Annotated in this window: 12 protein-coding genes; 10 read left to right on the top strand and 2 right to left on the bottom strand. The window is 70.6% G+C overall.

What is annotated here, in order from left to right; genetic code table 11:
• The first annotated feature begins 26 nt into the window (after positions 1-26).
• From ABZU75_RS15160 to ABZU75_RS15205, 10 genes are read left to right on the top strand one after another with little or no spacing between them, the layout of a single operon-like run.
• Positions 27-392, top strand: coding sequence for a cupin domain-containing protein (locus tag ABZU75_RS15160; RefSeq protein WP_355554198.1), 366 nt, complete (start codon positions 27-29; stop codon positions 390-392).
• Positions 389-1,924: a class I tRNA ligase family protein gene (locus ABZU75_RS15165; protein ID WP_355554201.1), complete on the top strand. Its 1,536-nt coding sequence runs from the start codon at positions 389-391 to the stop codon at positions 1,922-1,924. Before ABZU75_RS15160 ends, ABZU75_RS15165 begins: the two co-directional genes overlap by 4 nt.
• Positions 1,921-3,180: an ATP-grasp domain-containing protein gene (locus tag ABZU75_RS15170; RefSeq protein WP_355554204.1), complete on the top strand. Its 1,260-nt coding sequence runs from the start codon at positions 1,921-1,923 to the stop codon at positions 3,178-3,180. The genes ABZU75_RS15165 and ABZU75_RS15170 overlap by 4 nt, the downstream gene beginning before the upstream one ends.
• On the top strand, positions 3,177-4,025 hold the full coding sequence (ddaH, locus tag ABZU75_RS15175; protein WP_355554207.1) for a dimethylargininase: 849 nt from the start codon (positions 3,177-3,179) through the stop codon (positions 4,023-4,025). Before ABZU75_RS15170 ends, ddaH begins: the two co-directional genes overlap by 4 nt.
• Positions 4,022-4,399, top strand: coding sequence for a hypothetical protein (locus ABZU75_RS15180; RefSeq protein ID WP_350919901.1), 378 nt, complete (start codon positions 4,022-4,024; stop codon positions 4,397-4,399). Before ddaH ends, ABZU75_RS15180 begins: the two co-directional genes overlap by 4 nt.
• Positions 4,396-6,201 (top strand): ABC transporter substrate-binding protein, encoded by a 1,806-nt coding sequence (locus tag ABZU75_RS15185; protein WP_350956169.1) that lies wholly within the window; start codon positions 4,396-4,398, stop codon positions 6,199-6,201. Before ABZU75_RS15180 ends, ABZU75_RS15185 begins: the two co-directional genes overlap by 4 nt.
• Positions 6,194-7,555 (top strand): cation:proton antiporter, encoded by a 1,362-nt coding sequence (locus ABZU75_RS15190; RefSeq protein ID WP_350956167.1) that lies wholly within the window; start codon positions 6,194-6,196, stop codon positions 7,553-7,555. The genes ABZU75_RS15185 and ABZU75_RS15190 overlap by 8 nt, the downstream gene beginning before the upstream one ends.
• Before the next feature lies 1 nt (position 7,556).
• A complete protein-coding gene (locus ABZU75_RS15195) occupies positions 7,557-8,795 on the top strand; it encodes an ATP-grasp domain-containing protein (RefSeq protein ID WP_355554213.1) in 1,239 nt (412 codons plus the stop codon).
• Positions 8,792-10,096, top strand: coding sequence for an MFS transporter (locus ABZU75_RS15200; protein WP_355554216.1), 1,305 nt, complete (start codon positions 8,792-8,794; stop codon positions 10,094-10,096). The genes ABZU75_RS15195 and ABZU75_RS15200 overlap by 4 nt, the downstream gene beginning before the upstream one ends.
• Positions 10,097-10,109: 13 nt before the next feature.
• Positions 10,110-11,156 (top strand): FAD-dependent oxidoreductase, encoded by a 1,047-nt coding sequence (locus ABZU75_RS15205; protein WP_355554219.1) that lies wholly within the window; start codon positions 10,110-10,112, stop codon positions 11,154-11,156.
• Between the two features lie 52 nt (positions 11,157-11,208).
• Here the strand turns inward: ABZU75_RS15205 and ABZU75_RS15210 are convergent, their stop codons facing one another.
• A complete protein-coding gene (locus tag ABZU75_RS15210; RefSeq protein ID WP_355554222.1) occupies positions 11,209-11,895 on the bottom strand; it encodes a hypothetical protein in 687 nt (228 codons plus the stop codon).
• A gap of 23 nt (positions 11,896-11,918) precedes the next feature.
• On the bottom strand, positions 11,919-12,752 hold the full coding sequence (locus ABZU75_RS15215; RefSeq protein ID WP_350919880.1) for a BTAD domain-containing putative transcriptional regulator: 834 nt from the start codon (positions 12,750-12,752) through the stop codon (positions 11,919-11,921).
• Positions 12,753-12,756: the final 4 nt, after the last annotated feature.

Genomic DNA, 12,756 nt, shown 5'->3' on the forward strand with positions numbered 1-12,756 from the left:
CCTGAGACCCACCGAGGAGAATCCCCGTGGACCTCCGTTCCTATGACCCTGCCCACCTGCGCCCGGACAACGGCCTGCTCGCCAAGAGGCTGCTGCCCTGGGAGACGCTGAACGCCCCGTTCGAGGGGGCCTGGTGCGTCATCGCGCCCGGCACCGCCTCGACCCGGCACGCCCACCACGAGTACGAGATCTTCATCGCGGTCTCCGGCGAGGCGGTCCTGGAGAGCGAGGGCGAGCGCGCCCCCTTCGCCGCCGGGGACGTCGCCTACTTCCCGCCCGGCACCGACCACCAGGTGGTCAACGACGGCACCACCGACTTCGAGATGTACGGCATCTGGTGGGACCACGACCTCGCCCGCGCGTTCGAAGCCCGGCACCTGGAGGAGAAATGACGGGGACGATCGTCATCGCCGCCACCCCGACGCCGAACGGCGACCTGCACGTCGGCCACATGGCCGGCCCCTACATCGCCGGTGACGTCTACGCCCGCTACCTGCGGGCCGACGGTCGCCCCGTCAACTACAACACCTGCACCGACGACAGCCAGTCCTACATGATCTCGACCGCCCACAAGCACGGCACCACGCCCGCCGAGCTGTGCGCGACCTCCACCGCGGCCATCCAGCGGTCGGTCGAGGCGATGGGCATCTCGCTGGCCCCGCTGCCGCCCGTCGACGACGCCTACCGGCAGACCGTGCTCGACTTCGTCACCGCCCTGCACCGCCAGGGTCGCTTCGAACTCCGTACCGTGCGCATGCCGTACGCGGAGAACGCGGGAACCCACCTGTTCGACGGGCTGGTCAAGGGCGAGTGCCCGGCCTGCCTGACCGAGAGCTGCGGCGGGTCGTGCGAGGGCTGCGGCCACCCCAACCACTTCGACGACCTCGGCGACCCGCGCTCGGTCCTGGACCCCGACGACCCGGTGACCTCGCGCGAGGTCACCGTCCTGGTCCTGCCCATCGAGAACTACCGGGAGGAGCTCACCGCCTACTACGCCGCCCGGATGAGCACCTGGCGTGGGCACAGCAGGCAGCTCATCCGCGAGATCCTGGCCCGGCCGCTCCCGGAGATCCCGATCACGGTGCCGTCACCGGGGTGGGGCATCGACGCCCCGTTCGCCGAGACCCCCGGACAGATCCTCTACCCGTGGGTCGAGGCGATGCCCGCCTCGATCTACAGCACCTGGAAGGCGGCCGGCGGGCCCGAGGGCCCCGTCGACAGCGCCTGGCGTGCCGAGAGCGGCAACCACCTGGTCTACTTCCACGGCTTCGACAACGTCTACTTCTGGGGCATGGTCGACCTGGTCATGCTGCTGGCCCACGGCGACCGCTACATCACCCCGGACGCCAACGTCTGCAACGAGTTCTACGAGCTGGAGAACGAGAAGTTCTCCACCAGCCGTAACCACCTGATCCGCGGCGCCGATCTGGTCGCCGAGGTGCCGCGCGACCTCGTCCGGTTCTACCTCGCGCTCACCTGCCCCGAGGACCAGCGGGCCAACTTCACCAGGGAAGGGCTCGACAAGGTCACCGGCAGGCGGCTGCGCGAGCCGTGGAACGCGCTTGCCGACCGCCTCGACACCCTCGTCACGGACCCGGGGGAGGAGCTCAAGGTCACCGCCGCCGGCCGGCACCGGGCCGCGGTGATCGTCGAGAGGTTCAGGCTCTGCTACGACCTCACCTCCTTCAGCCTGACCAGGGCGGCGGACGGCATCGTCACCCAGCTCGGCAGGTTGCTGACCGCCGAGCGTGACGAGACCGGTGACCTGCTGATGGAGGTACGCGCCTTCCTGGCCTGCGCCGCGCCCATCCTGATCGACGTCGCGGCCGAGGCCGAGGCGGCGGGCGTCGAGCTCACCCTCGACACCTCCGCCGAGACGATCGACGCCTTCTCACTACCGCGACTGCCCGGGAGTCCCCGATGAAACTCCTCGCCCTTGAAGCCAGACAGAACGCCACCTACTACCAGTCCCGCTACCAGCAGGTTCAGGACTTCGGTGCCGAGCTCTACGTGCTCAACGGCATCGGCACCCCGGACTTCTGGCCCAAGGACCGCTACCGCGTCGCGGGCTCCCAGCGCATCGACGACCTCATCACCGAGGCCAAGAACTGGCACGAGCAGGAGCGCTTCGACGGGATCATCACCTTCTCCGAGTCGGCCGTGACCACGGTCGCGGCGGTCGCGGAGGCGCTCGGCCTGCCGGGCGTGGGCGTCGAGGCGGCCAGGACCAGCCGTAACAAGCTGCTGATGCGTGAGGCGCACCGCAGGCACGGCGCCCCGCATCCGGACTTCCGCTTCGTCACCGACCTGCGGGAGGCGCTCGGGACCGCGGACGACTTCGGCTACCCGGTCATCCTCAAACCCACGCTGGGCGCCGCGAGCAACTTCGTGTTCAAGGTCGACGACAGCGAGGAGATGGCCGAGCTGTTCCCGCAGGCCCTTGAGGGCATTGAGGGGATGTCGTGGTTCGAGATGGAGGCGCACGGCCTCGACCTCGGCCCGCACGGCCTGCTGATCGAGTCGTTCCTGGACGGCGAGGAGTTCCTCATCGAGGCCGTGGCCTGGGACGACGAGGTCTACCTCGGCTCCATCGTGGACCGGATCACCGTCGAGGGCGGCACCTTCGACGACGACGTGCACCACGCGCCGACCTCGCTCACCACCGAGCAGGTGGCCGCGGTCCACCGCGTGGTCAGGGCCGGCGCGCACGCTCAGGGGCTGCGGCGCAGCGTGCTGCACGCCGAGGTCCGCTTCCACCGGGGCGAGCCGTACCTGCTGGAGATCGCGATCCGGCCCGGCGGCGGGGGGCTGGATCTCATCGCCGGGATCACCGCCACGCACAACCCGATCCGCGCGGTCATGGACGTGGCGCGGGGTGCCACGCCGAGGGTGCGTCACTACCGGCCGACCGGCGTCCACGTCACCGCGATGTGCCTGCTCTGCGACGCCGGCCGGATCGCCTCGATCGAGGTGCCGGCCGAGGTCGCCGAGTCCGACCGGGTCTTCTTCCTCAAGATCACCGCCAGGCCCGGGGACGTCATCCGGCGCCCGCCGGAGGGCAACAGCATCCTCGGTTTCCTCGGCACCACCGGCACCTCCCTGGAGGACGCGAGGGAGACGATGCTCGACTACGCATCCAAGATCAACGTCACTTTCGTCCAGGAAGGAGAGCTGACATGACACAGCTGGCCACCGAGACGCCGCAGCGGACCCGGCGGGTGGCGCGCACCCGCCGCTACCTGATGTGCCCGCCCACCCACTTCGACGTCGTCTACTCCATCAACCCCTGGATGAACCCGGACAAGCCAGTCGACGGCGCGCTGGCCAGGCTCCAGTGGGACGGTCTGCTCCGCGCCTTCCTGGCGCTGGGCCACCAGGTGGAGTTCATCGAGCCGCTGCCCGGCTACCCCGACATGGTGTTCGCCGCCAACGGCGCGACGGTCATCAACGGGAAGGTGCTGTCGGCCCGCTTCCGGTACGAGGAGCGGGCCGCGGAGGGCCCCGCCTACCTGGAGTGGTTCCGCGCCAGAGGCTACGAGACCCGCGAGGCGGTCCACGTCAACGAGGGCGAGGGCGACTACCTGCACGCCGGCAGGTACCTGCTGGCCGGCACCGGGTTCCGCACCGACATCCGCTCGCACCGCGAGGCGGAGCGGTTCTTCGGGATGCCCGTGGCGGGGCTGCGCCTGGTGGACCCGCACTTCTACCACCTCGACACCGCACTGGCCGTGCTCGACCACGACCAGATCATGTACTACCCGGGAGCCTTCTCCAAGGAGAGCCAGGGCGTCCTGCGCGTCCTGTACCCCGACGCGATCATCGCCACCGAGGCCGACGCCGAGGTGTTCGGGCTGAACGCCGTCTCCGACGGCCGCCACGTCCTGATGCCGCCCTCGGCCACCCACCTGATGGACGAGCTGCGCGAGCGCGGCTACGAGCCCATCGGCGTCGAGCTCTCCGAGCTGCTGAAGTCCGGTGGCAGCGCCAAGTGCTGCACCCTCGAACTCAGGGCGGGCCGGTCGTGATCGACTACGACGGGCGCCGCTTCACCACCGGCGGCGTCCCCCCCACCGAGAAGCACCCGATCGCCCTGTACCGCCAGGACGGGGACCTGCTGTGGGGCGAGTTCTCCGGCGGGCACGCCCGCCGGGGGACCCTCACCGGGCTCTGCGCCCCCGACGGCACCCTCGACTTCGCCTACACCATGGTCCTCGACAACGGCGCCGTCGTGTCGGGCCACTGCCGCAGCACCCCCGAACTGCTCCCCGACGGCCGCGTGCTGCTCCACGAGACGTGGGAGCGCTACGGCGCCCACGCGGACAGCGGTGTGTCCCTGCTCGAGGAGATCGACCCGAAGACGTTCGCACAGAACCACCAGACGACGGAGAGCCGGACATGACCCTGAACACCATCGCCCGCCCGAACCTGGAGAAGCCCGTCAAGGGCGGCACCGTGACCTGGGCCTGCGCGCCGGGATTCCCCCCGTCCATCATCTTCCCCTTCACCCCGCCCGAGCGCTTCGGCACCCGCAACCTGCTCGAGTTCCAGATCCTGATGTACCGGCCGCTCTACTTCTTCGGCACGCACGGCACCCCCGAGGTCGACTACGACCTCAGCATCGGCGAGCCGCCGCAGTGGAGTGAGGACGGCCTGACCGTCACCGTCACCGTCAAGCCCTGGAAGTGGTCCAACGGCGAGACGATCTGCGCGGACAACGTGCTGTTCTGGGTGAACATGATGGCGGTCAAGGGCGAGCGCTACGGCGAGTACGTCCCCGGCTGCTTCCCCGACAACCTGGTCTCCTACGGCAAGCTCGCCGAGGACAAGGTCTACTTCACCTTCGACAAGGTCTACTCCAAGCGCTGGGTGCTGATGAACCAGCTCAGCACCATCACCCCGATGCCCAAGGCGTGGGACCGCACCGCCGAAGGACCTTCCGACGCCTCCTACAGCCTGGAGAACGTGGCCGCGGTCTACGACTTCCTGATGGGGGAGAACGGCGGCGTCATCGAGGAGGACAACTCCGACCGGGTGCACTGGGCGACGAGCCCGGTGTGGAGCGTGGTCAGCGGCCCGTGGCGGCTGAAGAGCTACACCATGGAGGGCGTCGTCACCTTCGTCCCCAACGAGCACTACTCGGGGCCGAACAAGGCGCACCTGGACGAGTTCCGGCAGGTCCCCTTCATGTCCGACGGGGAGGAGTACCAGAAACTGCTGGAGGGGCCGGACGGACCCGACGGCATCCAGGTCGGCTACCTGCCGCTGAGCTTCAGCGCCGAGCCGACGGACGACCCCACCAAGGGCGGCCCCAACCCGCTGGGCGAGAACTACACGCTGGTCCCGCAGGCGGCCTTCTGCATCCGCTACATCCCGCTCAACTACAACAACCCGACGGTCGCCGGCAAGATGCTCGCCCAGACCTACATCAGGCAGGCGATGCAGCACGCCCTCGACCAGGACCGGGCGGCCCGCGACATCTACCACGGCTACGCCTACCGGCAGGACGGCCCGGTGCCCCGCTACCCGGTGAGCGACCTGGTCTCGCCCACCCTGCAGGGCGCGCCGATCCTGCCCTTCGACCCCGACCGGGCCCGCGAGCTGCTGGAGGCCAACGGCTGGGACACCAGCGTGACGCCCGCCGTCTGCGTCAACCCCGGAGAGGGGCCCGGCCAGGCCGGGGCGGGCATCCCCGGCGGTACCAAACTCAGCTTCTCCCTCAGGTACGCCGAGGGCCGGCCCGCGCTCACCCGGCTGATGGAGCAGTTCCGCGACGACGCCGTCAAGGCCGGCATCGAGCTGCGCCTCCAGGAGGTCTACGGCTCGGTCCTGGTGGCCGAGGACGCCCCCTGCGTCGCCGGACCCGACAGCCCCTGCCTGTGGGAGCTGAGCACCTGGGGCGGCGGCTGGGTGTACCACTACCCGAGCGGCGAGATCCTGTTCCGGACCGACGCCGGCGGCAACTTCGGCCACTACACCGACCCCAAGGCCGACGAGCTCATCGACCGCACCCTGACCAGCGACGACCCGGCCGCGCTCTACGAGTACCAGGACTACATCGCCGAGCAGGTCCCGGTCATCTTCATCCCGAACTTCTCGCTGCGGCTGTTCGAGGTGGCCAACAACCTCCGGGGCTTCGAGCCGATCAACCCCTTCGGGATGATCAGCCCGGAGAACTGGTACTACGTCGAGAACGGTGGCTGATTCCATGACGCTCGCCGCGGCACCCATCGCCGTCATCCCCGCGCAGAACCTCATGATCCTGCTCCTGCAACTCGGACTGCTCCTCGGCCTGGCCACCGTCCTGGGCCGCCTCTCCGTCAGGTTCGGGCTGCCCGCCCTGCTCGGCGAGCTCAGCGCCGGCATCCTGATCGGTCCCTCGCTGCTCGCCAACGTCGCCCCCGACTTCTCCGCCTGGCTGCTCCCCACCGACCCGGCCAGATTCCACATGATCGACGCCGTCGGCCAGCTCGGCGTCCTGCTGCTGGTGGGCCTGACCGGCATGCATCTCGACCTCGGCTTCATCCGCCGCCAGGGCAGGACCGCCGCCTGGATCAGCGGCATGGGACTGATCATCCCGCTGGTCCTCGGCGTCGGGATCGGCTTCCTGGCCCCCGCCGAGATGATCGCCGAGGGCGTCGACCACACGGTCTTCGCGCTCTTCCTCGGCGTCGCGCTCTGCGTCAGCGCCATCCCCGTCATCGCCAAGGTGCTGATGGAGATGCGCCTGCTCCACCGCGACATCGGCCAGCTCATCCTGAGCAGCGCGGTCGTCGACGACGTGGTCGGCTGGCTGCTGCTCTCGGTGGTCTCCGCGCTCGCCACCGCCGGGGCACGCACCGGGCAGGCCGCGCTGACCGCGATCGCGCTGCTCGCCGCGCTCGTGCTGGTGGCCGTCCTGCTCGGCCGCCGGGTGGTCGCCAGGGTGCTGCGCGCCGCAGACCGGGGCGGGAGCGCCACCACCATCGCCGCGGTGGCGATCATGATCCTGCTCTCGGCCGCGGCCACCCAGGCGATGGGGTTCGAGGCCATCCTCGGCGCCTTCATCTGCGGAGCGCTCGTCGGCTCCTCGCCGGACCTGAAGGTCGCCAGGCTGGCCCCCCTGCAGACGCTCGTCGCCGCGGTGCTGGCACCGATCTTCTTCGCCACGGCGGGCCTGCGGATGGACCTGACCGAGCTGGCCAAGCCGCCCGTACTCGTGGCGGGGATCGTGGTGCTGACCGTCGCCATCGCCGCCAAGTTCGCCGGCGCCTACCTCGGGGCGCGCATCGCCAGGCGCACCCGCTGGGAGGCACTCGCGCTCGGCGCGGGTCTCAACTCCCGCGGCGTGATCGAAGTGATCATCGCGATGGTCGGTCTCCGCCTGGGCGTGCTCACCACCGCGTCCTACACGGTCATCGTCCTGGTCGCGGTCGTGACCTCGATGATGGCGCCGCCCCTGCTCCGCTACGCGGCCTCCCGGATCGCCCCCACCGAGGACGAGTCCGTCCGCGAGGAGTTCTTCGACACACTGCAGGGCTCCGACCGGGAGCTCGTGACCACCGCCAAGGAGGCGTGAGATGACCACCGACACCAGGCCGCTGATCCTGGTGGTCTCGACGGGAATGCGGCACTACCGCGAGTACCTGCTGCGCTCCATCGCCACCGAATACCGCATCCACCTCCTGGTGACCGCCGAACCCGGCTGGGAGCAGGAGTACGTCGCCGGCTGGACCGTGGTCGCCGACACGACCGACGGCCCCGCGATGGCAGGCGTCGCACTGGAGCTGGCCGCCCGCGAACCCGTGCACGGGGTGCTCTGCTGGGACGAGGCCAGGATCCTGGCCGCCTCGTACGTCTCCGAGGCCCTCGGGCTGCCCGGCGGCGACCCCGAGATGGTGCGCCGCTGCCGCGACAAGCACCGCACCCGTGTCGCGCTCGACGCGCTCGGCGTGCCGCAGCCCAGGTCGCTGGCCGTCGCCACGCTGGAAGAGGCCCTGCGGGCCGCGGAGGAGGTCGGCTATCCGGCCATCCTCAAGCCGCGCGGCCTCGGCGGCAGCCTGGGCGTGATCAGGGTCGAGGACCCCTCGGAGCTGGCGGAGCGATTCGCCTTCGTCCGGGAGCTGACGGTCCCCGACGGGGCGACCTACGAGATTCCCGTCCTGGTCGAGGAGTTCGCCGACGGCCCCGAGGTCAGCGTGGACGCCGTCGTCCAGGGCGGCGTGGTGACCCCGCTCTTCCTCGGCAGGAAGGTCCTGGGCTACGAGCCGTACTGCGAGGAGGTGGGTCACTTCGTCGACGCCCAGGACGCGCTCCTGCAGGACCCGGAGTTCTGCCGCGTCCTGCAGGACACGCACACCGCTCTCGGGTTCACCGACGGGTTCACCCACACCGAGATCAAGCTCTCCTCCAGGGGACTGCGCGTCATCGAGGTGAACGCCCGCCTGGGCGGGGACATGATCCCCTACCTCGGGCTGCTCACCACCGGGATCAACCCCGGCCTGGCCGCCGCCGCGGTGGCCTGTGGCCGTACCCCCGCGCTCGCCCCCGAGCGCAAGCTCGTGGGCGGGGTGCGCTTCTTCTACGTCGCCGAGGACGACACCACGATCGAGTCGATCGAGTTCGACGAGGCCGGCCTGCCCCCGGAGATCGACAGGGCGGTTCCGGTGGTCGCCCCCGGGGCGACCGTCTCGCCACCGCCCAAGGGCACCCTGTGGGGGCGTATCGCCTACGCCACCGCGCTGTCAGAGACCGTCGACGAATGCCGGGCGGCGCTGGACGCCGCCGAGGCCGGCCTGAAGGTGAGGGCAACAACGTGACCGCCGTTATCGAGAACGAGAAGAACATGCCGCCGGAGCCCCCGGGCAAGCCGGACGACGGGGTGTTCGTCACCCTGCGGGAGACCCCGCGCGCCGTCAAGGCGCTGCTCTTCGGCGGCTTCATCAGCAGGCTCGCCGCGTTCATCCAGATCTACCTGGTGCTCTTCCTGACCGACCGGGGCTTCTCCGCCACCCAGGCCGGGCTGGCGCTGGGCGTGTACGGAGCCGGCGCGGTGGTGGGCTCGTTCGCCGGCGGATCGCTATCCGACCGTCTCGGTGCCCGGACGGTCACGCTGATCAGCATGGCCGGCTCCGCGGTCCTGATCGTGTCCATCCTCTACGCCCCGACCTACACGCTGCTGCTCGCCGCGGTCTTCCTGGTCAGCACGGTCGGCCAGTTCTACCGGCCGGCGGCCCAGACCATGCTGACCGAGCTGACGCCGAGGCACCGGGTTGTGATGATCACGGCGATGTACCGGCTCGGCCTGAACCTCGGCATGACCGCCGCCCCGCTGATCGGCGCCGCGCTGCTCTCCGTCTCCTACAACGCGCTCTTCTGGGGCGAGGCCGCCGCGGCGCTGATCTTCGGCGTCACCGTGATGTTCGCGCTGCCCAAGCGCGCCGCGCATGCCGCGTACGTGGCGAAGGAGCAGGAGGCGGTGGCGGAGGAGGCGGACCCGGCAACGCAGGGCCGCTCCGGCTACCTCGCGGTGTTCGCCGACTGGCGCTACAGCGTCTACCTGCTCGCGATGCTGCTCACCTCCATCGTCTACTGCCAGTACACGGCCACCCTGCCGCTGGACATCTCCGCCGCCGGGATCAGCCTGTGGTGGTACGGCGCGGCCGTCTCGCTGAACGGTTTCATCGTCATCACCTGCGAGCTGGCGATGACGAAGGTCGTGCAGAAGTGGCCGATCCGGCTGACCGCGCTGCTCGGCCTCGGCCTGGTCTCGGTCGGCTACGCGATCTACGCGATATCCCCGCTCCCGATCTGGTTCATGATCGGCACCCTGGTCTGGACGCTCTCGGAGATCATCGGCGGGCCCACCACGTTCGCCTACCCCGCCCTGGCCGGCCCCGAACGGCTCCGCGGCCGCTACATCGGCGCCATGCAGAGCGTCTTCGGGCTCGGCACCGCGATCGGGCCGGTGATCGGAACCCTGGTGTGGTTCCAGGTCGGACGCTCGGTGTGGCTGTGGGCGGCCCTGGTCTCCGCGATCGCGACCGTGGCGGGCCTGATCGGCATGCGTGACCCGCACAAGGCCGACGAGTCGCGGCCCGCGACCGCCTCGGCGACATGAACGGAGGGATGAGATGCTCAGAATCGCTGTTGTGGGCGGTGGGATCGCGGGGGCCATGCTGGCCTGGCGGCTGTGCGAGGTCATCAGGGGCAGCGCCGTCCACCTGTACACCGGAGAGCCGCACAGGCGGGCCGACGCCAGCTCCGCCTCAGGCGGCCTGACCAGGGCGTTCGAACCGGATCCCGCGCTCTGCCTGGAGGCCGCCGACAGCCTGGCCGAGCTTCAGTCGAGTCCGGAGCTGCGCCAGTGGGCCTCCTACCGGGAGACCGGCTCGGTATACCTGCTCCCCGGTCTGGGGCCGGGCACCGAGGGCCTGGTGGAACTGGTGCGCAGCCGCCTGCCCGGCTCGATCTCCCTGATCGGCGGCGAGGAACTCAGCAGCCGCGGCACGTTCCGCGAGCTGCCCGAGGGAAGCGTGGCCGTCGTCGAGAAACGCGCCGGCTACCTCTCCCCGAACGGCTTCCGCGACCGGCTCCTGGTCGAGCTCGCCCGGTCGGGCGCGTTCGTCACCGACGGGCAGGTCGACGGGATCACCGCGGAGGCCGAGGTTCGCCCCGCCGAGGGCAGCCCGGCCAGGTTCGACGCCGTCGTGGTGGCGGCGGGGGCCTGGACTCAGGACCTGCTCGCCCGCACCGGCCTGTCGGACGCGGGACTGCGCACCAAGGTGATCCAGTACGTGCTCGGGCCCGCGGCCGGGAGGAACCCCGGCGCGTTCGTCGACGACACGTCCGGCCTGTACGGCAGGACGTACGCGGAGGGAAGGATCCTGCTCGGACTGCCCACCGACAGATGGGACATCACCCCTGGAACCGTGCCGATCGACCCCGCCCTCACCAGCAGGATCCTGGACGTCGCCGAGTCCAGGATCGGGTACCGCCCGCCAGGTATGGGGGTCAGGGCCGTCACCGCGGTCGAGTGCTACCACCCCACGGGCGGGCTGTCGCTGCGCCCCCTGGCGAAGGGCGTCTACACCTTCACCGGGGGCAGCGGCGGCGCGGGCAAGACGGTGCTCGCCGCGAGCCGCACGGCCGCGCGAAGCCTGGTCAGGTCACTGCGCTGACCATGGGAAGAGGGCCTGGCCGGGGCGCGGTGAACGTCACCGCGACACCCGGTCAGGTCGTCGCGGTGAACACCAGATAGCAGTAGTCGTCCAGCATCTTCGCCAGCGGCCGGCCAGGCCGGCCCAGCTGCACCGCCAGCGCCTCCTCCTCGAGACCGGCCTCCGCAAGGAGGCGCCGCGCCCACTGGCGGCCCAGCCGCAGGTGCGCGCGGTAGGCGTCGGCCGTACGGGCACCGTGCAGGGCGTCGGCGATGGCGGCGTCCCAGGGCATCAGCGCTCGCGGGCGCAGGGCGTGCAGCATCTTGGTCGCCGCGGTCGGTCCCAGCGAGCGGGGTCTGGAACCGGGGGCCGCCCGCATCGCCGCGAGGTCCGCGTAGCACTCGCCCACCGCGTCGATCTCGGCGTCGCCCAGCTGGGCGAGTGCGGCGTCCCGGCCGGGAAGGCGATCCCGCCAGCGCTCCCACCAGGCGCCGGTCTCCGCACAGAAGACGTCCGGCTCGCCCTCGCGCGGGTAGCGCAGCCGGCACCCCCAGGCGTTCAACCAGGTCAGCAGTGCCCGGCGATGGGCCGCGAGCGCCGGGTCGACCCACGGCCCGGTCGCCAGCAGCAGCCGTTCCCAGGACCGCTCGGCCGCGGTGTAGCCGGCGAACTCGCCGACCGCCGCGCGCAGGCGCTCCAGGTCGGGCCCCCCGTCCGTGACGGAGCCTCCCTGGCCGGGAACGGCGGAACGCGATCCCATCTCCCACGACGGAGTCGTCATGGTCACCGGCCGGTCAACGGCGGCCGGCTCCGGCCCCGCATCAGCGCGGCCAGCAGCCGTTCGGTGCGCTCGTTCGGCTCCACCCCGAGGTCGGTGCGGAGCCGGTGACGGCACACCTCGTACCAGCTCAGGACGCGGCCGAGCTCGTCGAGCTCGCCGTGCATCATCATCAGGGTCTGGTAGGTGGCCTCGTGGTGGGGGTCGACGTCGAGGGTCCGGCGGCACCAGTGCATCGCGGCCGGCCAGTCCTCTCGCTCCAGCGACTCGCTGCGCAGCGCGGACAGCGCGCGCAGGGCGGTCCCGCGCATCCACTGCCGCTGCTCGTTGATCCAGCCGCCGGTCTCGCCGGTGAGGAAGTCACCGATGTAGAGGTCGGCGGTGCGCTGGAACCAGGCGATCGCGGTGTCGTGGTCCTTGGCGACCCAGGCGTCCCGGCCCCGGTCGAAGGCGCGCTGGAACTCCTCGATGTCCACCCACGCGCTGTTCGTCCGCAGCAGGTAGCCGTGGTTCTGGTGGAGCAGGGTGAAACCGTCCCTGTCCTCGAACTCGTTGAGCACCCGGCGTACGCCGTGCACGGCCACCTTGAGCGAGCTGGAGTGGTGGTCCGCTCTTTCCGGCCACAACACCTCGTGCAGCCGGTCCCGGTGGACGAATCGATCACGGTTGACCAGCAGGTACTGGAACAGGGCCCGGGCCTTGCCAGCGCGCCAGTGTGACACGGCCTGCCCGTCGACCTCCAGACGGAAGTTGCTCAGGCAGCGGGCGACGACCGAGGGCGTGCCCTCGTCGGCTCCGGGGTTGTGGGGGCCAGGTACCGCCAATTGTTGAACAGGCATGTTC

Origin of the sequence: Streptosporangium sp. NPDC005286 (genome assembly GCF_040607515.1) — a bacterium.
Classification (GTDB): Bacteria; Actinomycetota; Actinomycetes; order Streptosporangiales; family Streptosporangiaceae; genus Streptosporangium.